This is a genomic window from Sorangium sp. So ce131 (assembly GCF_051519095.1).
Taxonomy (GTDB): domain Bacteria; phylum Myxococcota_A; class Polyangia; order Polyangiales; family Polyangiaceae; genus Sorangium.
Genome location: NZ_CP150455.1, coordinates 1,958,489 through 1,981,552, shown reverse-complemented (window position 1 = coordinate 1,981,552; position 23,064 = coordinate 1,958,489). Strand labels below are relative to the sequence as shown.

The window sequence follows — 23,064 nt, the reverse complement described above, 5'->3', positions numbered from 1 at the left end:
ACGCGGAGGTATGGCGACCAAGGAGCTCGATCGACGGAGGCACCTGCTCCTCACGGGGACGTCCGCGGCGGAGCCGTACACATCCCCCCAGCAAGGCGGCGGTGAGCCGCGCCTGCCCCCCGTCGATCCAGCGAAGCACGGCACCGCGTTGAAGAAGCAGCTCGACCGGGCCTGGAAGGAGCTGAAGGGGCGCGACGTGCATCACGACGCCGTCGCCGTGGAGGCGCGACGGGGCGTGTACCTGGAGTTCGCCAGCGCTCCCGGCTTTGACCTGGCCCTGCAGAGCCTTGAGGACAAACGCGCAGGCGTCGAGCTCGCCGCCACGCGAACCCAGACCAGCGTGACCTACGCGACGGTGTACGTGCCCAGCGGGCAGCTCGGCTACTTCGAAAAGAAGGTCGAGGCGTACCTCACCGAGACCACCCGCAAGGGCAACCGGAAGAACAAACCGCTCGTCGAGAGCATCGCGGAGATCCGACTTGCGGCGCTCGAGGGGTTCTGGACCGACGACCCCGCGCTGTTTCCTCCCACCGGAAAGACGATCTGCTGGGAGGTCTGGCTGCGTGGCGAGGACGACGAGCTGCTGGCGCGCTTCCGCGAGTACGCGCAGACGGTGAACCTCAAAGTCGGGGACGAGCAGCTCAGGTTCCCTGATCGCCTGGTCGTCCTCGCCTACGGCACCCGCGAGCAGATGACCGGATCCATCGAGCTGCTCGACGTAATCGCAGAGCTTCGACTCGCCAAGGAGGTACCGACCAGCTTCGTGCGGATGAACGCGATCGAGCAGGAAGGCTGGGCCAAGGATCTCAAGGACCGGATCACCGAGCCCTCGCCGGATGCGCCCGCCGTCTGCATCGTCGACACCGGCGTGAACGCCGGGCACCCGCTGATCGAGCCCGCCTTGTCGAAGGGTGACCTGCACGCCTACGATCCTTCCTGGGGCGTGCACGATGACGATGGCCACGGCACGGGGATGGCCGGGATCGCGCTCCACGGCGACCTCGCTGAGGCGCTGCTCTCATCCTCGCCGGTCGCGCTCACCCACCGGCTCGAGTCAGTGAAGATCCTCCACAAGGGGACCGCGAACCCGCCGGAGCTGTACGGGGCGATCACGGCCGAGGGCGTTGCCCGCGCCGAGATCGCGGCGGCGCAGCGCAAGCGAGTGATCTCCATGGCGATCACGGCAACGGACGACCGTGATCGAGGTCAGCCCTCGTCGTGGTCTGCCGAGCTCGACAAGCTCTGCTCGGGGATGGACGACGACAACCCGCGCCTCCTCGTCGTCTCTGCCGGGAATATTCGTGTGGACCCGGGCATGGACTACCGGGCGCGGAACGAGAGCGAGGGCATCCACGATCCCGGGCAGGCGTGGAACGCCGTCACGGTGGGCGCTTACACCGAGCGCACGCGCATCACCGAGCCCGTTTTCAACGGCTGGACTCCCATCGCGCACCCTGGGGAGCTGTCGCCGAGCAGCACGACGTCGTGCATTTGGCAATCGCAGTGGCCCATCAAGCCGGAGATCGTGATGGAGGGCGGGAACATGGCGCTGAGCCCCGACGGCAAGGAAGCCGACTTCCCCGACTCACTCTCGCTGCTCACGACGCACTACCAGCCCTTCGCCAAACTGTTCACCGTGACTGGAGAAACGAGCGCGGCCAGCGCGGGCGCCTCGCGCGTCGGCGCGACAATATGGGCGCATTACCCGGACTTCTGGCCGGAGACGATCCGCGCGCTCCTGGTGCACGCCGCCGAGTGGACACCTCGGATGCGCGAGGAGATCAACGGCACGCGTTCGAGGCGCCGCGACATGGAGCACCTCCTCCGCTGCTTCGGGTTCGGCGTCCCAAACCTGGAGCGCGCCCTCTGGAGCGCAGGCAACGCGCTGACGCTTATCGTGCAGGACGAGCTCCGGCCGTTCGAGCGCGACAAGAGCAACGAGATGCGCCTCCACACGCTGCCCTGGCCGAAGCAGGCGCTGCTGGATCTCGGCAGCGTGGAGGTCGAGCTACGCGTGACGCTCTCCTACTTCATCGAGCCGAACCCTGCACGTCGAGGCTGGGAGCGCCGCCACCGATACGCATCGCACGGCCTGCGGTTCGCCGTGCAGAAGGCGAACGAGCAGCCGGACGATCTGCGAAAGCGCATCAACAAGGCGGCGCGCGACGGTGACGAGGAGATCCACTCCAGCGACGAGGGGTGGCTGCTCGGCCCGCTCCTGCGCGCCAAGGGATCACTGCACCACGACTCCTGGACGGGAACCGCAGCAGATCTCGCAAGCCGCGAGAGCATCGCGGTCTACCCGGTCGTCGGCTGGTGGCGGGAGCGGCACCAGCTCGGGCGCTGGAAGAGGGCGGCGCGGTACGCGCTCCTCGTGAGCATCCGGACGCCTGAGACGGGTGTGGACATCTACGAGCCGGTGGCGAACCAGGTGCAGGTCGCGACGGTGGTGCCGACCTGAGCGACCGCCGATCCCGGCGTTCTGACCGAGGTTCGGGTGTACACCGACCCAGACGCGGGCGACGTTCAAGTCCAAGTACCAGCGGCTCGGTGCCACGGTGACGAGTCCATGAAGACAACTCGCTCCGAGCTCCTCGACGTCGTCTACCGATTCTACCCGCGCGGCGTGCACAACACCGATCGCATCTACGTGCCTCCGGGCAAGCCCGTCTACGAGGACACGGAGGAGCACCGCCGCCTGGTGGAAGCCGGAGACCGCGGGCGAGCGGCGATCCCCGGCGGCGGAGCACGAAGGTGACGGCCGCAGAGGTGCCGGAAGGTTGCGACGGGCTCGGCCGGCGCCGAGACTCGGGGCGCCCCTGACCAAGGAGGGACTCTCATGAGTTATCGCAGTCTCAGCCCCCAGGCGATGGTCAACATCTCGGCGCCGTGGCTCGACCCGGCGCAGGATCGGAAGGTCTTCACGTCGCTGCCGCTGCTCGCGCCGCTCCTGCCCGCGGTCGAGGAGGCGCACAACCGGATCCTGACCACGCAGCGGCTCGGCTCCAGCCTGCATCAGCAGATGAAGGCGCTCATGGAGCGGGCGCTCGCGCTCGACACGACGCACGACCGCAAGCTCCGCGGGACGTACAACTACCTCGGCGCGCTCGCCGAGATGACCGACGAGCCCGAGTTCGCGGCGGCGCTCCTCGATCTGCGCGACCGGCTCGCGCCGGCGGGGCTCAAGGCGATCTCGCGGAGCTACGGCGACCAGGCGGGCGACGCCAAGCTGCTCCGGTCGCGGCTCGACGAGGCGTCGGAGAAGCTGCTCAAGAAGCTGAAGACGCCCGAGGGGCCGCTCGCGCAGGTGGTGGACGCCTGGGTCGCGGCCGCGCTGGAGCTCGAGAAGGTGGAGGCGCAGCGCGAGCAGCTCGCGCTGAGCGCCCCGTCGAACACGGACGGGGCGACGCCGCGCGAGGTGCTGAACGCCCGCAACGCCTGGATCCGCGTGGCCCGGGCGGTCGAGACGAACCTCGCCCTCGAGAAGGCGGCGACCGGCGAGATCGCCGACCGCCTCCTCGGCCGGCTCCGCCGCGAGTCCGCCCGGGCCGACCGGCGCGGGCGCAAGGGCGGCGCCGAGGTCGCGGCCGAGCCCGCGCCGGCCGACGACGCCGCGCCGCCCGCCGCTTCCATCGACGACGACGATTCCTTCGACGGCGCCTGAGCCTGACGCCCCTCGCCTCCTCGCCACGAGGAACCCCTCCCGTGCCGGGCGCGCAACGCAAGACACCTTGCTCGATCTGCCGCCTTCCCCCCTGCTGAAGTAAGGCATCTTCCTTTTTTCGCTGCCTGCCGGGGCTGCGACGCTGTCCACTTGCGCCAAACGGGTGGCGGGTGGCACTTCGCGTAAGAATGCTTACATCGAAGTGCCGTCGGGCGGCGAACACGGGTAAGAGCGCTTACGTCGAAGTGCCTCCTGGCGGCGACTTGTCGTAAGATTTCTTACGTCAAACCGCGGCCGGGCGGCGATTGCCGAGAGTTGGTTTGCGCCGAGCGCCGCCGGGCGGCGATCATGAGTAAGACAACTTACTTCGAGGTGCCGCCGCGCGGCGCTCGCCGGCAGTGCGATTGCGCCGAGGTGCCGCCGCGCGGCGCTCGCCGGCAGTTGACCCGCGGCGGGGCGCCGCCGCGCGGCGCTCGCCGGCAGTTGACCCGCGGCGGGGTACCACCGCGCGGCGCTCGCCGGCAGTTGACCCGCGGCGGGGCGCCGCCGGGAGGCGTTCCCGTCATGGTGTAAGGTCTCTCGAGGCGGTTGCGTTCAGCGTTTGCCGACCGGCGCCACGCTTCGAGGAACCATGCGACGAACTCTGCCCTCCTGGGCTCTCCTTGCCTTGCTCGCAGGCCCTGCCGCCTGCGCGGGATCGAAAGCTTCCGATTACGCCGCCTCGGCCCCCAACGCGCCGCCGGTGTCGACGGTGTCGGCGCCAGGGATGTACCCCGCCGACCCCGCGACCGGCGTCGCCATCGAGAGCGCCTCCGCGGACGGGGACAGCGGCATGGATCGATCCGTATCGACGAGCTCCTCCTACGCGCTGGAGCTCGCCAAGGCTGCGCCGCCGGCCGCCCCTGCGGCCGCCGCTGCCCCGGCGCCCCCGCGGCGAGCACCACCTGCCCCGTCCCCGCAGCCCGCGGCGGCCGGGCCAGCGCCGCCCCCTCCCACCTCGCCGCCCGCCGCGCCGGCGGCGCCCTCCGGCGCGGCCCCTGCGCCCTCTCCGCAGACCACCGCTGCGGCGACCGCGGCGCCGGCTCCCCTCCTGGTCTACACCGCGCAGATCGCGATGGCGGTGTTCGAGGTGGGCGCGTCGCTCGGCAAGGTCGAGGAGCTCGCCCGGGAGCTCGGCGGCTTCCTCGCCCGCCGCGACGACCGGACGATCACCATCCGCGTCCCTGCCGCCCGCTTCGACGAGGCGCTCAAGCGCCTTGATGGCCTCGGCGACATCCTCCAGCGCAACGTCGTCGCCGAGGACGTCACCGAGGAGTTCCTCGATCTCGGGGTCCGGATCCGGAACGCGAGGGCCGTGCGCGACCGGCTGGAGAAGCTGCTCGAGAAGGCCGCGAAGGTCGAGGAGTCGATCCAGCTGGAGCGCGAGCTCGCCCGCGTCTCCAGCGAGCTCGAGCGCCTGGAGGGGCGCCTCAAGTACCTTCGCGACCGGATCGCGTTCTCGACCCTCACCGTCTCCTTCCAGCCGCGCTCGACCGAGACGATCACCCCGTCGGGCCCGCGGCTGCCGATCGACTGGCTCAACGAGCTCGGCCTCTCCCGGCTCCTCAACCTGTGACCTGGGCGCTCCCGATGATCCATTCCCTTCGCCACGCCTTCGTCCTGGCCGCCTCGCTCGCCGGCGCGGCGGCGCTGCCCGGCTGCGGCCGGCCCTTCGTCCCCGCGACCCCGCCGGGCTTCGTCGACCTCGGGGACCGCTACGGCGACGACGAGTACCGCGCGACCACCGCCGAGGGGGTCGTGCTCGGGATCCGCACCTTCGAGAACGACCCGGAGGGCGACCTCGCGTTCTGGTCCCGCGTGGTGGAGAAGCGGCTGCGGGAGGGCGGAGGTTACGCGCTGCTCGGCAAGAGCGACGTGAAGAGCCGGAACGGGCTGCCGGGCGTCCAGCTGCGCTTCGGGCACGACGAGGGCAAGGAGGCGCACCTCTATTACCTGACCATCTTCGTCAACGACGACCGCGTCTTCCTCCACGAGGCGGGCGGACGGAAGGAGCTGGTCGAGCGGCAGCAGCAGCAGATCGACTGGTCGATCCGGAACTTCACGCCGAAGTGACGCGCGGCCCGGCCGCGGCTGCCAGGCGCGGCCGCAGCGGCCCTCGGCCGCCATGCCGCCGCGCTTGCTCGCGGAAGCCCTGTTTGCTACCTGGCGGACGTGCGTACCCGCCCCATGCCCAGCGACGCGCGGCGGCGCCGGTCGATCCCAGCGCTGCTCGTCGCCGCAGCGGCCTCGCTCGGCAACGCCGACGCCCTGGCGCACGGCGAGGGCGAGAGGCCGCTCGCCGCGGTGCCGGCGCCGCCCGCCGGCGACGGCGCCAAGGCGGCGGAGATCCTCCGCGACATCGAGGCGCACATCGCGCCGCAGCGCTCGACCGCGGCCAGCGCGAAGACCGGCGCCGAGGCGCCGCACGTCGACCCGGCCGCCGCCAAGGCCCCCGCGGGCGACACCAAGGCCCCCGCGGGCGACGCCAAGAGCCCCGCGGGCGACGCCGCGAAGATCGTGGCCGAGCCGGTGGCGCAGGCGAAACGCGCGCTCCAGCGCGCCCACGGCGCGCGCGCGGTCGACGACGCGGTGAACGCGCGGCGGCTCGACGCGACGGCGCTCGAGTGGGCGGAGACCGCCAGGGCCCTCCTGCGCGCCGCCGCAGCGGAGGCAGCGGCGGTGGACGCCGCGAAGCGGGCGCGCGAGGTCGAGACCAGGCTGGAGCGGGCGCGCGCGCTGCTGGAAGAGACGCAGGCGCGGCGGGGCCGCGCCGCGGCGGAGCTCGAGCGGATCGAGGCCGAGGCGCGCGAGGCGACCAGGGCCGCGACGAGCGTGGAAGCACAGCGGATCGAGAGCGCCAGGAAAGCGGCGACCGGCGGGCCGAGACCGGCGCGCGAAAGGCCGCCCGCCGCCGCACAAGGAGCCGGGCAGCAGGGCAGCGGGAGCGTCGGCAGCCCGGCCGCTCCGGCGGGCAACACGGCCACTCCGGCGGGCAACACGGCCGCTCCGGCAGGCAAGGCAGGTACGCCGTGATCGCACGTCGCCTCGGAGGACTCGCTGCCGCCGCTGTGCTCCTCGGCGCCTGCGCGCCGATCCCGCGGCCCGCGGTGCTCGACGAGCTCGACCACGTCCGCGCCGGGGCGGCGGCGGCCGAGTCGAAGCGCCACGCGCCGGGCGCGTTCGCCCGCGCGGAGAAGCTCCGGGGCGAGGCGCTCGCCGCGCTTGACCGAGGCGATCGCCCCGGGGCCCAGATCCTCGGGGAGCAGGCCGTCGCCGCGCACGCGCACGCCCACGCGCTCTCGCGGGCGGCCCGCGCCGAGACCGCCGAGGCCGAGGCAAAGGCGCAGCGCGGGGCCGGCGAGGCGTCCCTCGCCGGCCTCGAGGCCGAGCAGGCGCGCGTCGCGGCCGAGGTCGACGCGCTCGACATGCGCATCAAGGTCGCCCGCGACGCGCAGCCCGTCGTCGCTTCCGGCAAGGCCGACGCGGATCGCGAGAAGGCTCGCCTCGCCACGGCGCGCTCGCTCGCGCTCCAGGCACGCCTGCTCTGCGGCGCAGCGCGCCTTCTCATCACCCCGGCCCCGACCGTCGGCGCGCCGACGCAGGCTGCCGGCGCGCCGGTGCAGGCTGCCGGCGCGCCGGTGCAGGCTGCCGGCGCGCCGACGCAGGCTGCCGTCGCGCCGACGCAGACTGCCGGCGCGCCGACGCGGGCCGGCGGCGCCGCGCTCGGGGCGCAGCTCGACGAGGCGACCGCCGCGATCAAGAGGCTCGACGGGGATCTCGCGGAGGCGAGCGGCTCCGCCCGGCCGATCCCCGCGCCCATCGACCAGGCCTCCCGCGCGCGGGCAGGTTGCCTCGCCGTGCTGACCGCCGCCCGCCGCGCCGCCACGCCGGTGACCCGCGCCCCCGGCGCCGGCGACGCGCTGCTCGCCGACCTCTCGGCCGCGGGCACCTGGTCGCCCGCCCGCGACGACCGCGGCATCGTGATCACGCTGCGCGGCCTCTTCGCAGGCAACACCCTCACGAAGGCCGGCGAGGCCCGCCTCCGCGACCTCGCGCTCGTCGCCGCCGCGCACCCCTCGTTCCCCGTCGCCGTCGTCGTCCATACGGACAGGGACATCAGCGCCAGGGAAGAGCCCGCGTGGACAGCCCGGGCCGACGCCGTGGTCCGCGCCCTCCGGCCCGCCCAGAGCGCTCCCGCCCCGGGCGCTTCCCCCCCGAGCCCACCCATCGAGCCGTTCCTCGCGGGGTCCGCAGCCCCGGTCGTCGACCCGGCCGGCAGCGAGCGCGCCCGCAACGCCCGGGTGGAGGTCGTGTTCGTAACCCCCGAAACCCTTTGAGGAGCGACGGTCCTGATGGATGGAACTCCGCTCCCCTTGGAGAGTCGTTTGTGATGATGCGCTCTTCAACCTTCGCTCGAGGCGCCGGGATGCCTTCCGCGCTGGCCTGCGCCCTGACCACCGCCCTGCTGACCGGGTGCGAGGACGACGGCAAGGCCTCGCAGAAGCACGCCGCGGAGCTCTGCGGCAAGCTCGCCGCCGTCGTCGCCGAGGACGTCGCCCAGGTGCGGACGGGCCTCCCCGTGGGCTCGCAGAAGCTCGCGGCGCAGCTCGACACCGATCCAGGCGCGAACCTGCTCGCGCTCCAGCGGGCGATCGCCGGGGCGCGCGCCTCGGTGAAGGAGCTCGAGTTCGCGAAGAGCACCTTCTTCTCGTTCGCCGATCCGAGCGGCACCGTGCTCCGCAGCGAGGCCGATCCGGACATGCTCGCCAACCGGTCGGTCCTCGCCGCGTTCCCCGAGCTCAGGAAGGTGCTGGCCCCCGACAGCGGCCTCACCGAGGCCTTCGGCGAGATGCAGGAGATGCGCGGCGTGAGGAACGGACCGGATCTCCAGTGGGTCGTCGCGCACCCGGTCAAGGATCCCGACGGCGGGCTCAAGGGCCTCTTCGTCACCGGCTGGTCGTTCCGCGCCTACGCCTACCGGCTGCAGGAGGCCGCCCGGCGCGAGCTCACGGAGATCGCCAAGCGCGAGTCGCTGAAGTCGACGCCCCTCCTCTACGTCTTCGCGTGGAAGGGCGCGAAGGCGTACGGCGGCCCCGTGACGCCCGACGTCAACACCGAGGCCATCGAGAAGCTGGACCTGCCGGCGAAGACCGCCGCGGGTCCGTGGAGCGGCACGGTGGACATCGCCGGTCGCACGTTCGGCGCCGCAGCGCAGCGCGCGCCGGAGTTCGCGGCGGACACCGGCGTCGCCGCGCTCGTCTCCACGCTCTGAGCGCGAGCGCCGCGCCCGCCGGCCCCGCGCCGCGCCGACGCGGCCTCAGCCTTGCCGCGGCGGGTGTTCTCCTAATCGAGCGCGCCCGTGCTAGGCTCTCGCGACTGGCTCGCGCTCTCGAGCTCACCCCCCCATGCCGGCTTCCATCGATCAGCTTCTCAAGGTCTGCCGTGAGGTCATCGCCCCGCTCGTCCGGGCCGACGGCGGTGAGCTTTACATCGTGGCCGTCGAGCCCGATCACCTGACGCTCCATCTGGCCGGCGCGTGCTCGGGCTGCCCGGGAGCGATGCTCACCGCGCGCGCCGTGATCGAGCCGGCGGTGCTCGCGGTCGCTCCGTCGGCGCGGGTCGTGGTGACGAACGGCATGCGCGTCCCCGAAGGCGCATCTCTCGTGAGCTGAGGTCACCCGCTTCGGATACGGGCCCATCTCGACGTTTTCGGTGCTCAGCGCACCGGAGTGCGCTTGCGCGCCGAAAACGCCGATCTGGGCCCGTCTCCTGTGCGGGTGACCCCAGCTCGGGGGCGGGTGTGGCAGAGGTGGACGCGACGGGGGCGAGCCGCCGGTGGGGGGCGGCTCGGGGGGCAAGCGCTACTTCTTCTTGCCGGCGGGCTTGTCGGCGGGGGGCGGGGCGGGGGCGGGCTCGTCCTTGCGGATGGCGGACGCGACGGCAGGGTCGATCGCGTTGGCGTCCTGCGGCTTGTTGGGGCGGAGCGACTCGAGGCTGGCGAGCGTCACCAGGTCCTCGTAGGCGAAGGCGATGGCGCCCTCGCCCCGATCGATCGCGCGGAAGTGCGTCGCTGCGTCCTTCCAGTCGACCTCGGTGATGAAGCGGCCGTTGTCGGGGTCCGGCGGCGTCACGCGGCCGGGCACGCCGAACGCGGTCGCGAGCTTGATCGCGGCGGCCTGGAAGTCCTTGCCGCGAGGATTGCCCTCGCCCAGCGAGTGCTCGTCGATGATCTTCCAGAGCTTGTCCTGGATGAAGAAGAAGTGCCGCTTCCCCTCCCCCTGGGTCAGCGTCATCATCGACTCCTTGTTGAGGTAGGTGTACTCGCCCTTGAGCGGCGTCGCGTCGATGCCGGTCGGCAGCTTGCCGAAATCGATGCGGCTGCGGCGGAACGCGCTCTTCTCCTCGGCCAGCTCGGCGTCGAGCGCCCTCATCTTGACGCCGGGCGACGTCGCCTTGTAACGCGGCACGTAGGCCGCATCGAGCATCTTGTCGATGACCGCCGCGACCTGCTTGGTGCTCATCCCCCACGTGATGCCCGGAGGGTTCAGCGCGATCGTCTTCTTCGTCACGGGCGGCTCGGCTGGCCGGGCGGACGCGGCGGCCGCAGCCGGCGCCTTCTTCCCCCCCTTCGGCTGGGCAGCCACCTCGTTCGTGCTCGCGACCGCCGCAAGGCCCAGCCCCACGGCCAACGCTGCTCCCAGGAGCCTCTTCGCTTTCATTGTTCTTCCTCCGGCAGGCGCAGGCCCGATCCCTGCGCGGTCTGCAATCGCAAAGTCAGGACGATCCGCTCGGCAAGCCTGGGGACGCTAGCACCTGCGAAACGACGGGAGAATAGGTCCCAGGGCCGACCGCGCGTCGACCGCCGTCGTTGGACGGTCGCCTGGCCGTATCGATGGAGCTCTACCGCCAGACGCGACGCGCAGCGCCGGACGCGCAGCGGATGACGCCGGCGCCGCGGGCAGCAAGCGCGGGCAGCACGCCGGCAGCGCCGAGCCACCCGATGTGACGCAACCCGCGGAAATCCGGCTCAGGAGCGCGCGGGGCGGACGCGGGCGGCTCCTGACAAGGGCTTGCCGACGTGCTAGGTGCACGGGCCCCGAGGATGATCTGCACTGCCGGAGCCGCTCCCCTGCGCCTCGCGCTCGCTGCGCTGGCGGCCCTTGGCCTCGCGGGCGGCTGCCTCGCCGAGCTGGAGCGACCGGCGACGCCCGCGGATCCTCAGTCCGGTCTGCTCGCCTGGGAAGGGCACCTGCGCGAGGTGTTCGATGACAACATCGAGCCCGCGGCCGTGGGGTTCTCGCTGGAAGGCTCCTCCCCTCGGTCCGATCCGTTCCTCCGCGAGAGGGCGCAGACCGCGGACGTGGTCGCGCGGGTCCGCGTGAACACGGTGACGGTCGACTCGATCGGGGAGCAGAGCAGCTATCACCTCGGGATCCAGGTCGGCTACCCGCCGCTCGCCACGCCGCGGGTTCCGGACCGGGCGTTCGAGCTCCACATCCGCCCGACGAGCCGCGCGTTCGGGATCGCGAAGGCCATCGACGCCCGGCTCCGCGGCCTCATCTTCATCGCCTTCATCCGACGCTTCGCCGGCGAGGCGGGCGAGCCGGACATCCACTGGCATCTTTCACCCGACACAGCGGAGGTCGCGGCGGCCGTCAAAGAGGCCGTCGCCCTCGGGGAGCTGGCTGCGCCGTGAGCAATGTGAGCATCAAGACGGTCAAGGAAGTCGACGCCCTCCGCGTCGCCTGTCAGATGGCGGCGGAGACGCTCCTCGGGGTCGGCGAGATGATCCGCGCCGGCATCACCACCGAGGACATCAACACCTACGTCCACGAGGACACGCTGCGCCGCGGCGGCTACCCCGCGCCGCTCAACTACCACGGGTTCCCGAAGAGCGTCTGCACCTCGATCAACGAGGTGGTCTGCCACGGGATCCCGGGCGACCGCGTGCTCGAGCCGGGCGACATCATCAACGTCGACGTCACGACCATCTACAACGGCTTCTACGGCGACACCTCCGCGACGTTCTACATCGGCAAGCCCTCCCCGGAGGCGAAGCACGTGACCGAGGTGTCGCGCCGCAGCCTGCAGCTCGGCATCGCCCAGGTCCGGGACGGGGCGCGGCTCGGCGACATCGGGGCGGCGATCCAGGAGTTCGCCGAGGCCGAGGGGTGCTCGGTCGTGAGGGCCTTCGTCGGCCACGGGATCGGGCGGCGCTTTCACGAGGCGCCGCAGGTGTCGCACGTGGGCAAGTACGGCAACGGCGCCCGGCTCCGCGCCGGGATGTGCTTCACGATCGAGCCGATGATCAACCTCGGCACCTACGAGGTCGAGATCCAGGAAGACAAGTGGACCGCGCTGACGGCCGATCGCTCGCTGTCGGCGCAGTTCGAGCACACCATCGTCGTCACCAAGAGCGGCTGCGAGGTGCTGACCCGACGCAGCCGGCCGCTCGCGAACAGCGAGATCTTCGCCGATCCGTTCGCCGTCTCCACGGCGCGGGCGCTCTGACGCGGCGGCGCGCCGCGCGACGAGCCCGCGCGTAGCCGCGCGTTGAGCCCGCGCGCAGCCGCGCGTCCCCGCCTGTCCTCGCGCGGCGCCGCCTGCATCTTCGCGCGGCGCCGCCCGCGTCCTCGCGCGGCGCCGCCCGCGTCCTCGCGCGGCGCCGCCCGCGTCCTCGCGCGGCGCCGCCCGCGTCCTCGCGCGGCGCCGCCCGCGCCCGAGCGCTGCACGCTGCGCGCGGAGCGCCGCGCCGACCGGCCCCGACCAGGAGCCTCGAGGCGCCCCGGAGCCGTCGGTCGGAAAGAGAGTTTTGTAGTCCGGTCGGCCGGGGAATGGGGGTAGAAGCAGGGGCATGGCCTTGGACGAAGCGTCGCGTGCCAGAGTCGCGCCGTATGTGTCGAGCCTGACGGCCGACGTCTTCTCGCTGTCGGGTCTGCCGGAGGAGGTCATCGCCGTCCTGTTCGCGTACTACTCGCGCAGCCGCGATGATCTGCGCACCAACCTGGCGCGCCTGCTCGACGACAAGGAGCTCGACGTGGCGCCGGAGGGCGGCGACGCGCCGCGCCGGGGGCTCGCGTTCGCGTCGGACAAGGCGCGGAGCTTCCACGAGAAGTGGGTCGTCGGCTACGGCCACGCGTCGGTCGCGGAGCACGCGGTGGTGCACCTCGCGATCGAGAACGTGAGCATCGTCGCCTCGAAGGTGATCGAGGACCTGCGGCTCGGCTCGTACACCGAGAAGAGCACGCGCTACGTCGTCTTCGATCAGCACTCGTTCGTCGACCTCCCGGAGCTCGACGCCGAGCACGGCGCGCGGTACCGGGCCTCGAGCGAGCGGCTCTTCGCGACCTACCTCGACCTGGTCCCCAAGGTGACCGAGCGGCTGAGCGCGCGCGAACCGAAGCCGGAGAAGATGTCGGACGCCGCGTACAAGGCGGCGCTGCGCGCGCAGGCGTGCGACCTCCTGCGCGGCCTCTTGCCGGCGGGGACGCGGACGAACCTCGGCCTCACCGCGAACGCGAGGGCGCTCGAGATCCTGCTCTCGAAGATGATGTCGTACCCGCTCGAGGAGGTGCGCAGGGTCGCCCGCGACATGCACACGGCGGCGCTCGCCGTCACCCCCACGCTGGTCAAGTACGCCGCGCCGAACGAGCTCCGGACGACGCTGCAGGCCACCGTCGCCGCGGCGATGAAGCGGGTCTACACGCCGCCGGAGGAGGGCGTGAGCGCGACGATGGTGATCAACCAGCCCGTCCGGCTGGTGCGCTACGACAAGGACGCCCTCGAGCGCATCGCGCTGGCGCTGGCGTACGACGGCAGCGATCCGGGCGTGCACGCCTACAACCTGGGCGACGCGCTCCGCCGCGCGACGCTGCCGGAGCTCATCGCCATCGCGCAGGCGGCGTGCGAGAAGCGCGGCCCGTACGACGCGCCGCCGCGCGCGTTCGAGGCGTCGACCATGACCTTCGAGCTCATGCTCGACTACGGCGCGTACCGGGATCTGCAGCGCCACCGGATGCTGACGCCCGCGACGCAGCGGCTCACCTGCCGGCTCGGCTTCGAGACGCCGCAGGCGCTCTCGGAGCTCGGCTACGCCGAGGCCTTCCAGGACGCGATGCTCGCGGCGCGCGACGCCTGGCACGCCATGGAGGGGCGCTACCCGCTCGAGGCGCAGTACGCCGTGCCGCTCGGCTTCCGCGTGAGGACGCTCTGGACGCTGAACCTGCGCGAGCTCTTCCACGTCGTCGAGCTCCGCTCGGCGAAGCAGGGCCACACGAGCTACCGGCGCATCGCCCAGGGCCTCTACCGCACCGCGATCACCGTGCACCCCTGGCTCAAGGATCTGATCCGCGTCGACCTGAACGACTACGCGCTCGCGCGCAGCTGACCCGCGCCGCGCCCCCCGCCTTGGTACGACCGCCGGTCTAGAGCCGCGCCGCCTCGATGAGCTCCGTCGCGGCCCGGAGGGACGCGCCGGTGACCTTCGCGCCCGACAACATCCGCGCCACCTCGGCGATGCGGTCCTTCTTGTCGACGCGCGAGACCGAGCTCTTCGCGATGCCGCCGGCGTTCTCCTTCGCGACGACGAAGTGCGCGCTGGCGAAGGCGGCGATGGGGGCCAGGTGCGTGATGCAGAGGACCTGGTGGTGGCGCGCCACGTCGCCGATCGCGCGCCCGATCTTGTCGGCGACGGCGCCGCCGACGCCGCTGTCGACCTCGTCGAAGACGTAGAGCCCGGCCGGGCCGCACTCGGCGAGCACGCGCTTCAGGGCGAGCAGCGCGCGCGACAGCTCGCCGCCCGAGGCGATGCGGCGGAGCGGGCGAGGCTCGATCCCCTTGTTGGGCGAGATGAGGAACTCCACCCGGTCGATGCCGTCCTGGCCGAGGCGGGCGCCGTCGACGACCAGCTCGGCGCGGTCGCCGCCGTGCAGCGCGACGTCCACGACCACCCGCGCGCCGCCCATGCCGAGCTCGGCGAGCTCCGTGGAGATCGCGGCGCCGAGCTTCTCGGCCGCCTTGCGGCGCTTCGCCGACAGCTTGCGGGCGCGCTCGGCGGCCACCGCGAGCAGGGCGTCGCGCCGGCGCTCGAGGTCGGCGACGTGGCTCTCCACCCCCGAGAGGCGCGAGAGCTCGGCCGCGAGGCGCGCCCGGGTCGCGAGCACGTCCTCGATCGTCGGGCCGTGCTGACGGAGCAGGCCCTCGAGGCGGTACATGCGATCCTCGATCTCCGAGAGGCGATCCGGGTCGGCCTCGGCGCGCTCGGCGTACCGCGCGATCGCCCGGGCCGCGTCGCTGAGCTCCGTCCAGCAGCCGTCGACCGCGCGGGCGACGTCGTCGAGCGCGGGGTCGATCTCCGCGGCGGCGCGGAGCTCCGACGCGAGCCGCGCGAGCTCGTCGCAGAGCGCGTCGTCCCCCTCGAGGCGCGCGGCCGCGCGCCGGGTGATGTCGTGCAGGCGGCCCGCGTGGCGCAGCCGGTTGCGCTCGGCCGCGAGCTCGGCGAGCTCGCCGGGGCGCGGCGACAGCGCGTCGATGGCCTGGAGCTGGAAGGCGACGAACGCCTCACGCTCGCCGCGGCCGCGCTCCAGCTCGCGGGCGGCGCGGAGCTCCGCGCTGAGCGCCTCGAGCTCGCTGACGTCCGCCGCGAGCTCGCTGCGCGCCGGCACCAGGCGGCCGAAGCGATCGAGGTAGCCGAGGTGCGTCGCCGGGTCGGTGAGCGCGACGCTCTCGTGCTGCGACGCGACGTCGGCGAGCTCCGGGGCGAGCGCCTGGAGCTCGCCCGCGGTGCAGAGGCGGCCGTTCAGGTAGGCGCGCGAGCGGCCGGTCGCCTGGACCACGCGGCGGATCACGAGCTCGCCGCCGCTCGCGACGCCGGCGGCGTCGAGCATCGCCATCGCGCGGTCGGAGCTCCGCACGTCGAACAGCGCCTCGATCTCGGCCTCGTCGGCGCCGGGGCGGACCTGCTCCGCGCTCGCGCGGCCGCCGAGGACCAGCGAGAGCGCGCCCACGACGATCGACTTGCCCGCGCCCGTCTCGCCGGTGAGCACGTTGAACCCTGGCTCCAGCCGGAGCTCGAGGGCGTCCATCAAAATGAAATTCTTGACCCGAAGCGCGACCAGCACAGCGGCGGGAGGATAGGAAGCTTTCGACCCGTCGTCAGCGGATCTTCACCTGCTTCATGACGGTGACCGGGATCCCTTCGAACGGCGGCACCGAGATATTTCGGAACGCGCCGGCAATGCACCCGGCGGTCGCGGTTCCGACGAGGTCGCCCCCTTCCACGCGCGAGGACATCACCTTGCCCGAGGGCGCGAAGGTGACGGCCACGCGGGCTGTTCCGGTGAGGCCCTCGCCCGTGCACCCGGCGGCCGCGGACGCCGCGGACGCGAGCGCGCCGGCCGCCGCGCTCTGATCGAAGCGCGCCGGCTCGTCCCGCGCCGGGAGGAGCGGCGCGGGCCCCTGCTGCTTCCCGGCCGTCCGCGGGCGCTCGGGCGCGCTCGGCGCGCTGGCCTGGGCCGTCCTCGGGGTCGCCTCGGGCCTGTCGCTCGCTTCCGGGGTGGCCTTCGCTGCGGGCGCGGCGCTCGCCGCGGGCGCGGCGCTCGCCGCGGGCGGGGCGCTCGCCTCCCGCGCCTCCCCGGGCGCAGACCCCGCCTGAGCCAGCTCGGTCCGCGACGGCGCAGCGGGCTCCCCGGGCGGGCCGGCAGAGGCCGGAGCGGCGGGCGCCTGCTCCGCAGCGCCGGCTGCGGCGGGCGGGGCCGCCGCCGGCTCGTCATCGAGGGACGGCTCCCTGTCGGCGGCGCGACCTGCCATCGCCGGGGCCGCCGGCGGAGGGGGCGCCTCTGCGGGCGCGGTCGCCGCGGAGGCAGCGCTGTCCGCCGCGGGCGCGGCGCTGCCCGCCGCAGGCGCGGCCTCCACCGGCGCGGCGCTGGTCGGCTTGCCGCCGATCTGCGCGAAGTACATCGACGCGCCGAACGCGAGGAACACCACGAGCACCCAGCCGACCACCGCGGCGTTCTGCCGCGACGCCGGCGTCGAGAGGGCGCGCAGGCTCCCGGACAGCCGGGCGGCCACCGCGACCGAGGGGCGCGCCGGCGCGTCTTCGCCGGACGAGGTGTGCCCCTCGACCGCCAGCGGGTCGGGCTCGCCGGACGGCTCGACGAGCCCCTCGGCGACCCCGGCGACCTCCGGAGAGGAGCTCCGTTCCGCGGTGGCCCCGCCGAACAGCCCGCCGCTGATGCTCAGGATCTCCTCGTCGGCGCGGAGGTCGCCGCTGCGGCGGCTCCCGTCGTCCACGCCGGCCGACTGCGCCATGTTGCGCAGGTCGATCAGGCCCGAGTCCTCCTTGCGCCCGGCGCGCGCGCCGGGATCGGTCTGGCTGGTCCGGTCGCCCGCCGTCCGAGCGGTCGCCCTGGGCGCGCTGCTCGTGCGCGCCGACGGCTCGCGCGCGGGGTCCGCGCCGCTCGCCTGCGCCCCGGGCTCGCCGGCGGTCGCCGGCGCCTGCGCCGCCTTCGGCCTCGCGCGTTCGGGCCGCGGCTCCTCCGGAGCGCGCGGCGAGGCCGCAGGCGGCGGCGGGACGACCGCCGCCAGCAGGGAGAGGTCGGCCCTGGAGGCGTCGCCGGGCGCGGCGTCGGGGCCGGCCCAGGCGCGGCGCGCGGACTCGGGCTGCGGCGCGAGCGCCGCCATCGCCTGCACGTCCTTCAGCCGGAGCTCGGGCGACGAGCGGTGCGACGACGGCCGGACCTCGTCGAGCGACGACGGCGCCGGCGGCATCTCGGACAGGGGCGCCGGCGGCATCTCCGACGGCGGCATGATCGGCCGGGAGGTCCCGCCCGCGCGGTGCGCCGGCCGCTGCCGAAGCGCCGGCGTCACCGACGTGGTGCGGTGCTCGCGGCGCGCGGGCGGCCGCACGGGCGCCGGCACCGGCGCGCTCTTCCGGGGCGGGGCGGCCGGCTCGGGCGCCGGCGCGGGGTGGCTCGCGCGATCGTCCTCGGCGGCCTCCGACCCCAGCGACAGCGAGGGCGGCTCCACCCCGGGGGACAACATCTGCGCGAGATCCTGGATCGAGACGGGATCGGAGTCGGCGGGCGGGAGCGCGGACGGGCTCCGACCGACGGCCGGCGGCGCCGCCCCGGCGGCGCGGCGCGCGTCGTCCCGCGGCGCGATCGCGAACGTGCGAGGCCGCGCCGCGCGCTCGCGCTGGCGCAAGCCGCCGTCCGGCGTCACCACCGCGAGCTCGAGCGCGGCCTCCGCCGCGACGTCGAGCGCGTCCAGCTGGTGCGCCCGCTGGCTGGATCCCGGCGACAGGCCGATGTCCTCCAGCTCCTGCTGGGCGATCCGCTCCGCGAGCGTGAGCCCTCGCCCGCGCGCTGTCGGACCAGGCGCCCTGCGCCGCTCCGGATCCCTCGCAGGCTCGGGCGCCGGCAGAGCCGACCCGCCGGGGAGCGTCACCTCGCCGTCGATCATCAGGTCCCTCGACGACACCGGCTCCCACTCCGGGGGGTGCTCGGAGGACGAAATAACGCGCTCGGGCTCGCTCGACGGCGCCCGCCGATCGCGCCCGCTGGCGGAGCTCGGCACCATCGACGGCGACGAGCGCGGCTCGCCGCTCGCCCGGTCGGCCGTGCCTTGCTTGCTCTTCGCACGGCACGACTTGCAGACGAACGGAAGCGACGGGCGCATCTCGCGCCCCACCCCGATCTCCACGTACGTCCTGCAGAGAGAGCAGGCGAGTTGCACCTTGACGAGGATCGCGCAGCTCGGCAGCACGTGCAATGTTCTTTGCTGCCGACCAGGGCGTCCGTTTCCTGGACGGGCCCGTTCGCCAAGTTTTGACGGTTCCGGCTTACGGTTCCGGTCCGGCTACGGTTCCGGTCCGGCTTACGGTTCCGGTCCGGCTTGCAGTTCCGGTCCGGCTTACGGTTCCGGTCCGGCTTACGGTTCCGGTCCGGCTTACGGTTCCGGCGCGGCGGCGTCCGTATTGCGCGCCCCGAGCGGCAGGGGCGCGGGGGGGCGCACCCAGCGCTGCTCCAGCAAGTCCAGCGCGACCGGCGCGCTCCGCAGCGCCGCGTCCGCAGCGCGGGCGATGGGGTCGGGCGCGGGCGAGCTCCCGGACGCGCGCGTCGACAGGATCCAGTTCGACAGCTCGTAGTGGTGCAGGAGCGGCGCGAAGCGGTGCGCGTCGAAGCCCGCGAGGATCTCCGCGGCGCGGGCCATGCTGTCGCAAGGCCGGAGCGCCGTGGTCACGTCGAAGAGCAAGGCGCGGAGGTCCTCGAAGGCGCGCTCCGGATCCGCGGACACGCCCGCGAGCAGCGCCTCGAAGCCGGCGTCCGAGAGCCCCGCGGCCTCGGCGGCGTCGGCCATCGCGGGCACCTGCGTGGCCAGGAACTCGGCGTTCGGGGCGTGCCCGAGGAGGCGCCCCACCAGGTACAGATCGAACGCGCTGGCGATCGCTTCGGCGAGCAGGAGCGCTTCCGCGGTGGGCGGAGCGCCGGCGCTCGTGGGCGCGAGGGCGCGGTGGGCGAGGTGGTGCCACGCCACGTGCGCGACGACGTCGGCGGCGATGTGTTCGCTGGCGATCAGGTCGCCCTGCTCGCTCTGGTTCCAGAACGTCAGGTTCAGGAAGACGACCCGATCCCAGCTCGCCTCGACGTCGGGCACGCGGAAGCGGTACCCGTCGCGCTGGAGCACCTGCTTCAGATCGGCGTAGAGCGAGACGTGCCGGAAGGAGCGCTCGTCGTCGATGGTCAGCTCGTCCACCGTCAGGCTTCGCAGCTTCACGGTGCGGACAGTAGACCGTCATCGTGTCGACAGCCACAGCGAAGGCCTGGAAGATCCCGGTCGTGTCAAGGGTTTAGGGCTGGAGCCGGGTTTTGCCCTACTGAAACCGCAAGTATCCGCCAATGGCCGGTGTTGCAAGCGCCGCCGGCTTAGGCATGATGCGCCCGTTCCTGCGCCAGCCGAGGAGGCACTCCGAATGATTTCCGTACGGTCTCTCTGTTCCATCGCGCTCGTGCTCGTCGCCAGCGGTGCTGCCGGCTGCAAAGAGGACCCGCCTCCTCCCCAGCCGGAGCAGCCGGCAAGCTCCGCGGCGGCCAACAAGGGCAAGAACATGCGGGCGCCCGTGTCGCCGGTCGCGAAGGTCGATCCGCAGTCGATGAAGGAGTACCGCGTCGACGTCTGCTACTTCGGGACGCTCTCGCTGAAGCAGGCCCGCGACGCGTACCTCGCGAGCCTCGGCAAGGACGAGCCCAGCGAGAAGAAGATCCCGAGCTTCGGCGCCGAGGAGCTGATGAAGCCCGGGGACGCCAAGGCCCCCCCGCCCGGGAAGGCCCTCGCGCCGGGCGCCGCCGCGCCCGCCGCCGCGCCGAAGACGGCCGCCGCGCCCGCCGCCAAGGACGGCGCGGCCGCGCCGGGCGCCGCCGCGCCCGCCGCCGCGTCCGGGGGCAAGCCCGCGCCGGCCGCGTCGCTCCCCAGGATCGACGAGCGCCGGCCGTTCAACTTCAGCGCGCGCGCCCCGCACGAGCGCAACGCGCGCGCCTGCACCGTCGCCCTGAGCCTCAAGGATCCGGCCATGCCGGACGTCGACGCCGCGCTCGCCGAGTACGCGCCCTACGCGACCGAGCTCGCGAAGAACATCGCCGCGGCGGCCAACTACTACCAGCGCGAGGAGTACAAGAAGGACGGCTTCGCGAAGGGCAAGGAGCTCCACAAGAAGCTCCTCGCCGACTTCGAGAAGCTCGACGCGAGCTCCGACAAGCTCGGCCTCGCGGTGTCCGCGTGGCACTCGTCGCACCTGCCGGATCTCGGGAAGGCCGAGGAGGGTCAGAAGGCGGCGATCACGGCCCTGGAGGACGCGCGCGCGCTCATGCTGATCCTGTCCAGCAAGAACGTCGACCCCGCGGCGGCGAGGACCGCGATCCAGAAGGTGGAGGCGTCCGCCGGGGCGCTCAAGGCCTACGGCACGACGCACCAGAACGACCCGTGGGTCAAGATCATGTCGACCGCGCTCGACAAGTTCATCGGCGCGGTCAAGGAGGCCGATCCCAAGCTGACCGACAAGGGGATCTCCTCGCCCAGCCTGTACCTGCCGGTCATCACGAGCTTCGTGGGCCTCGTCGAGGGGAAGCACCGCGCCCTCTCCCGCTCGCTGATCGGCAAGTCGCAGCCGCAGCTGCCCGGCGCCGCCGGGCAGCCGGCGCAGCCCGCCACGCAGCCCGCCGCCCCCGAGCCCGAGAAGGAGTAACCCTCCCCCGCGGCGGCGCCCTCCCCGCGGAGGCGCCGCCGCGCAGCGCGTCCTCGCGGAACGCGCCGCCACTCAACGCCAGCCTCCCCACGCGGGACGCCGCGGGCCCTCATCCACGCGGTGCGCGCGATCGAGAGCGAGGTTCACCCGTCTCTGATACGAGCGTCGCAGAGCGGCGGTCACCCGCACAGGAGACGGGCCCAGATCGGCGTTTTCGGCGCGCAAGCGCACTCCAGTGCGCTGAGCACCGAAAACGTCGAGATGGGCCCGTATCCGAAGCGGGTGCCCGCCGCTCACCGGCCGGTGCGGCGGGAGATGGCGAGCCGGTAGAGCGCCTCGTACTGCCGCGCCGCGTGCGCCCAGCCGAAGTTCTTCTTCATCGCCCGCACCTGCATCGTCCGGAAGTACGCCGGATCGGCGCGGTAGAGGTGCACCGCCCAGGCGACGGTGTTCCCGAGCGCCATGGACGACATCTCCTCGAACTTGAAGCCGGTGATGTTGTTCTCGACCGTGTCGTCGAGCCCGCCGACGGCGCGCACCACCGGCAGCGTCCCGTAACGCTGGCTGTAGAGCTGGTTCAGCCCGCAGGGCTCGTAGCGCGACGGCATGAGGAAGAGGTCGGCGCCCGCCTCGATGCGGTGCGCGAGCCCCTCGTTCATGCCGATGTAGACGCGGAAGCGGTCGCTCGATCCGGCGATCCGCGAGAAGAGATCCTCGGCCCAGCGCTCGCCGGAGCCGAGCACGACGAGCTGCACGTCCAGGGAGAGGATGTGGTCGAGCGCGCCCGCGAGGATGTCGATGCCCTTCTGGGTCGCCAGGCGGCTGACGAGCCCGAGGAGCGGGACCTCGGGGCGCTCGTCGAGGCCCATCTCGCGCTGGAGCGCCGCCTTGCAGAGGCGCTTGCCGCTCAGATCCTCGGCGGAGTACGTCGCCGCGATGTGCGGGTCGGTCGCCGGGTTCCAGACGGCGTCGTCGATGCCGTTCAGGATCCCGACCACGTCGGTGCCGCGGTCCCGGAGCACGCCGTCGAGCCCCTCCCCGCCCTCCCACGTCTGGATCTCCTGCGCATACCGGGGCGAGACGGTGGAGACGATGGTCGCGTTGTAGATGCCGGCCTTGAGCAGGTTCAGGCTGTCGTACGCCTCGAGGCAGAACCTGTGGAACTGGTCCCAGCCGAGCCCCGTGGTGGGGAGCAGCATCTTGTTGAACCAGCCCTGGTAGCCGAGGTTGTGGATCGTCAGCACCGTCGCCGCGCGCGCGAGCGGCGACCGGTGCTCGAGGACGTTGATGTAGAGCGGGACGAGCGCCGACTGCCAGTCGTGGACGTGCACGATGTCCGGCCAGAAGCCGAGCGCGTGGCAGAGCTGCAGCGCGCCGCGCGACAGGACCGCGTAGCGCGCGAGGTTGTCGCCGAACTCGCCGTGCGCGTCGCCGTAGATGCCGTCGCGGTCGTACAGCACGTCGTGCTCGAGCAGGTACACGGTCGGCGCGGGCGCGCCGGGCGTGGACGGCTCGAGGCGCGTCTCCAAGACGCCGGTCCACACCTCGCCTCCGGCGCCGAGCGGCACGCCGAGCGCCGAGGGCAGCCGGCGCGGGGCGAAGCGCTCCGCCGTGGGCTCCACCTCCGCCCCCTGCCCCGCGGCGGCGTGCGCCGAGCCCGCCAGCGCGGCGACGGCCGCGCCGGTCGCAGCCGCGGCGCCCCCCGCCGGGTCGGCCGCTGCCGCCGCGGCCGTCTCCAGCGCGTCCGCGGCCGGCGCGGCGGCCGGGTCGGCCGCGGCCTCCGCGGCCGCAGCGCTCGCGGCCGCCTCCTGCGCGGCCGCGGCGTGCTCGGCCGCGGCGTGCTCGGCCGCCGCCTGCGCGGCGACCACCGGCGCCCCCGCGGCCTGCGCAACGACCGCGGGCGAGGCGACGGCCTGGCTTCCCCCGGACGGGTGCTCGGCGAGCGCCGCCTGGCGGGCGAGGTAGCGCTTGGCGACGCGGTAGGCCGGCATCACGACGCGCACGTCGTGGCCGGCCGCGGCGAGCGCGATCGGCAGGGCGCCGGCGACGTCGGCGAGGCCGCCCGTCTTGGCGAAGGGGACGCATTCGGACACCACGAAGAGAATTTTCAGGCGCGGCATGG

At 73.3% G+C, this 23,064-nt stretch carries 19 protein-coding genes; 13 read left to right on the top strand and 6 right to left on the bottom strand.

The features are described from left to right. Window positions 1–10: 10 nt before the first annotated feature. The 3 genes from WMF43_RS07240 to WMF43_RS07230 all read left to right on the top strand — a co-directional run bounded on the left by WMF43_RS07240 (window position 11) and on the right by WMF43_RS07230 (window position 3,664). Window positions 11–2,461 carry a S8 family peptidase gene (locus WMF43_RS07240; RefSeq protein WP_437678533.1) on the top strand — a complete coding sequence of 817 codons (2,451 nt, stop codon included), beginning with the start codon at window positions 11–13 and terminating at the stop codon, window positions 2,459–2,461. Between the two features lie 108 nt (window positions 2,462–2,569). After that, complete coding sequence (locus WMF43_RS07235; RefSeq protein ID WP_437678531.1) at window positions 2,570–2,758, top strand: hypothetical protein; 189 nt, start codon at window positions 2,570–2,572, stop codon at window positions 2,756–2,758. 81 nt (window positions 2,759–2,839) lie between these two features. Then, window positions 2,840–3,664, top strand: coding sequence for a hypothetical protein (locus WMF43_RS07230; RefSeq protein WP_437678529.1), 825 nt, complete (start codon window positions 2,840–2,842; stop codon window positions 3,662–3,664). 711 nt (window positions 3,665–4,375) lie between these two features. Here the strand turns inward: WMF43_RS07230 and WMF43_RS07225 are convergent. Beyond that, window positions 4,376–4,498 carry a hypothetical protein gene (locus WMF43_RS07225; RefSeq protein WP_437678528.1) on the bottom strand — a complete coding sequence of 41 codons (123 nt, stop codon included), beginning with the start codon at window positions 4,496–4,498 and terminating at the stop codon, window positions 4,376–4,378. Between WMF43_RS07225 and WMF43_RS07220 the strand changes: the two genes are divergently transcribed. The 6 genes from WMF43_RS07220 to WMF43_RS07195 all read left to right on the top strand — a co-directional run bounded on the left by WMF43_RS07220 (window position 4,497) and on the right by WMF43_RS07195 (window position 9,375). Further along, window positions 4,497–5,279 (top strand): DUF4349 domain-containing protein, encoded by a 783-nt coding sequence (locus WMF43_RS07220; protein ID WP_437678526.1) that lies wholly within the window; start codon window positions 4,497–4,499, stop codon window positions 5,277–5,279. The genes WMF43_RS07225 and WMF43_RS07220 overlap by 2 nt on opposite strands. Window positions 5,280–5,293: 14 nt before the next feature. After that, on the top strand, window positions 5,294–5,776 hold the full coding sequence (locus WMF43_RS07215; protein WP_437678524.1) for a serine/threonine protein kinase: 483 nt from the start codon (window positions 5,294–5,296) through the stop codon (window positions 5,774–5,776). Between the two features lie 99 nt (window positions 5,777–5,875). Then, entirely contained in the window at window positions 5,876–6,736 is an 861-nt protein-coding gene (locus WMF43_RS07210) for a hypothetical protein (RefSeq protein ID WP_437678523.1), read from the top strand. Continuing rightward, window positions 6,733–8,040 carry a hypothetical protein gene (locus tag WMF43_RS07205; RefSeq protein WP_437678521.1) on the top strand — a complete coding sequence of 436 codons (1,308 nt, stop codon included), beginning with the start codon at window positions 6,733–6,735 and terminating at the stop codon, window positions 8,038–8,040. Before WMF43_RS07210 ends, WMF43_RS07205 begins: the two co-directional genes overlap by 4 nt. Window positions 8,041–8,129: 89 nt before the next feature. Further along, window positions 8,130–8,975, top strand: a complete 846-nt coding sequence (locus tag WMF43_RS07200; RefSeq protein WP_437678519.1) for a hypothetical protein — start codon at window positions 8,130–8,132, stop codon at window positions 8,973–8,975. 133 nt (window positions 8,976–9,108) lie between these two features. Then, window positions 9,109–9,375, top strand: coding sequence for a NifU family protein (locus WMF43_RS07195; RefSeq protein ID WP_104977981.1), 267 nt, complete (start codon window positions 9,109–9,111; stop codon window positions 9,373–9,375). 189 nt (window positions 9,376–9,564) lie between these two features. Here WMF43_RS07195 and WMF43_RS07190 read toward each other — a convergent pair whose 3' ends face one another. Beyond that, window positions 9,565–10,422, bottom strand: a complete 858-nt coding sequence (locus WMF43_RS07190; protein WP_437678517.1) for a hypothetical protein — start codon at window positions 10,420–10,422, stop codon at window positions 9,565–9,567. 383 nt (window positions 10,423–10,805) lie between these two features. Between WMF43_RS07190 and WMF43_RS07185 the strand changes: the two genes are divergently transcribed. The 3 genes from WMF43_RS07185 to WMF43_RS07175 all read left to right on the top strand — a co-directional run bounded on the left by WMF43_RS07185 (window position 10,806) and on the right by WMF43_RS07175 (window position 14,090). Then, window positions 10,806–11,399: a cobalamin ABC transporter substrate-binding protein gene (locus WMF43_RS07185; RefSeq protein ID WP_437678515.1), complete on the top strand. Its 594-nt coding sequence runs from the start codon at window positions 10,806–10,808 to the stop codon at window positions 11,397–11,399. Further along, entirely contained in the window at window positions 11,396–12,214 is an 819-nt protein-coding gene (gene map, locus WMF43_RS07180) for a type I methionyl aminopeptidase (protein ID WP_437678513.1), read from the top strand. Before WMF43_RS07185 ends, map begins: the two co-directional genes overlap by 4 nt. 343 nt (window positions 12,215–12,557) lie before the next feature. Continuing rightward, window positions 12,558–14,090 (top strand): FAD-dependent thymidylate synthase, encoded by a 1,533-nt coding sequence (locus WMF43_RS07175; RefSeq protein WP_437678510.1) that lies wholly within the window; start codon window positions 12,558–12,560, stop codon window positions 14,088–14,090. Between the two features lie 37 nt (window positions 14,091–14,127). On the opposite strand, the gene recN is transcribed toward WMF43_RS07175, so the two are convergent. The 3 genes from recN to WMF43_RS07160 all read right to left on the bottom strand — a co-directional run bounded on the left by recN (window position 14,128) and on the right by WMF43_RS07160 (window position 19,477). Next, on the bottom strand, window positions 14,128–15,822 hold the full coding sequence (recN, locus tag WMF43_RS07170) for a DNA repair protein RecN (protein ID WP_437678508.1): 1,695 nt from the start codon (window positions 15,820–15,822) through the stop codon (window positions 14,128–14,130). Window positions 15,823–15,856: 34 nt separating this feature from the next. Next, the gene (locus WMF43_RS07165; protein WP_437678506.1) at window positions 15,857–18,466 is read right to left on the bottom strand and encodes a hypothetical protein; all 2,610 of its coding nucleotides are present in this window, start codon (window positions 18,464–18,466) and stop codon (window positions 15,857–15,859) included. Window positions 18,467–18,649: 183 nt separating this feature from the next. Next, window positions 18,650–19,477, bottom strand: coding sequence for a hypothetical protein (locus WMF43_RS07160; protein WP_437678504.1), 828 nt, complete (start codon window positions 19,475–19,477; stop codon window positions 18,650–18,652). A 196-nt stretch (window positions 19,478–19,673) separates the two neighbouring features. Between WMF43_RS07160 and WMF43_RS07155 the strand changes: the two genes are divergently transcribed. After that, a complete protein-coding gene (locus WMF43_RS07155) occupies window positions 19,674–20,942 on the top strand; it encodes a DUF3829 domain-containing protein (RefSeq protein ID WP_437678502.1) in 1,269 nt (422 codons plus the stop codon). A gap of 293 nt (window positions 20,943–21,235) precedes the next feature. On the opposite strand, the gene WMF43_RS07150 is transcribed toward WMF43_RS07155, so the two are convergent. Next, window positions 21,236–23,062 carry a glycogen synthase gene (locus WMF43_RS07150; RefSeq protein ID WP_437678501.1) on the bottom strand — a complete coding sequence of 609 codons (1,827 nt, stop codon included), beginning with the start codon at window positions 23,060–23,062 and terminating at the stop codon, window positions 21,236–21,238. Between the last annotated feature and the right edge of the window lie 2 nt (window positions 23,063–23,064).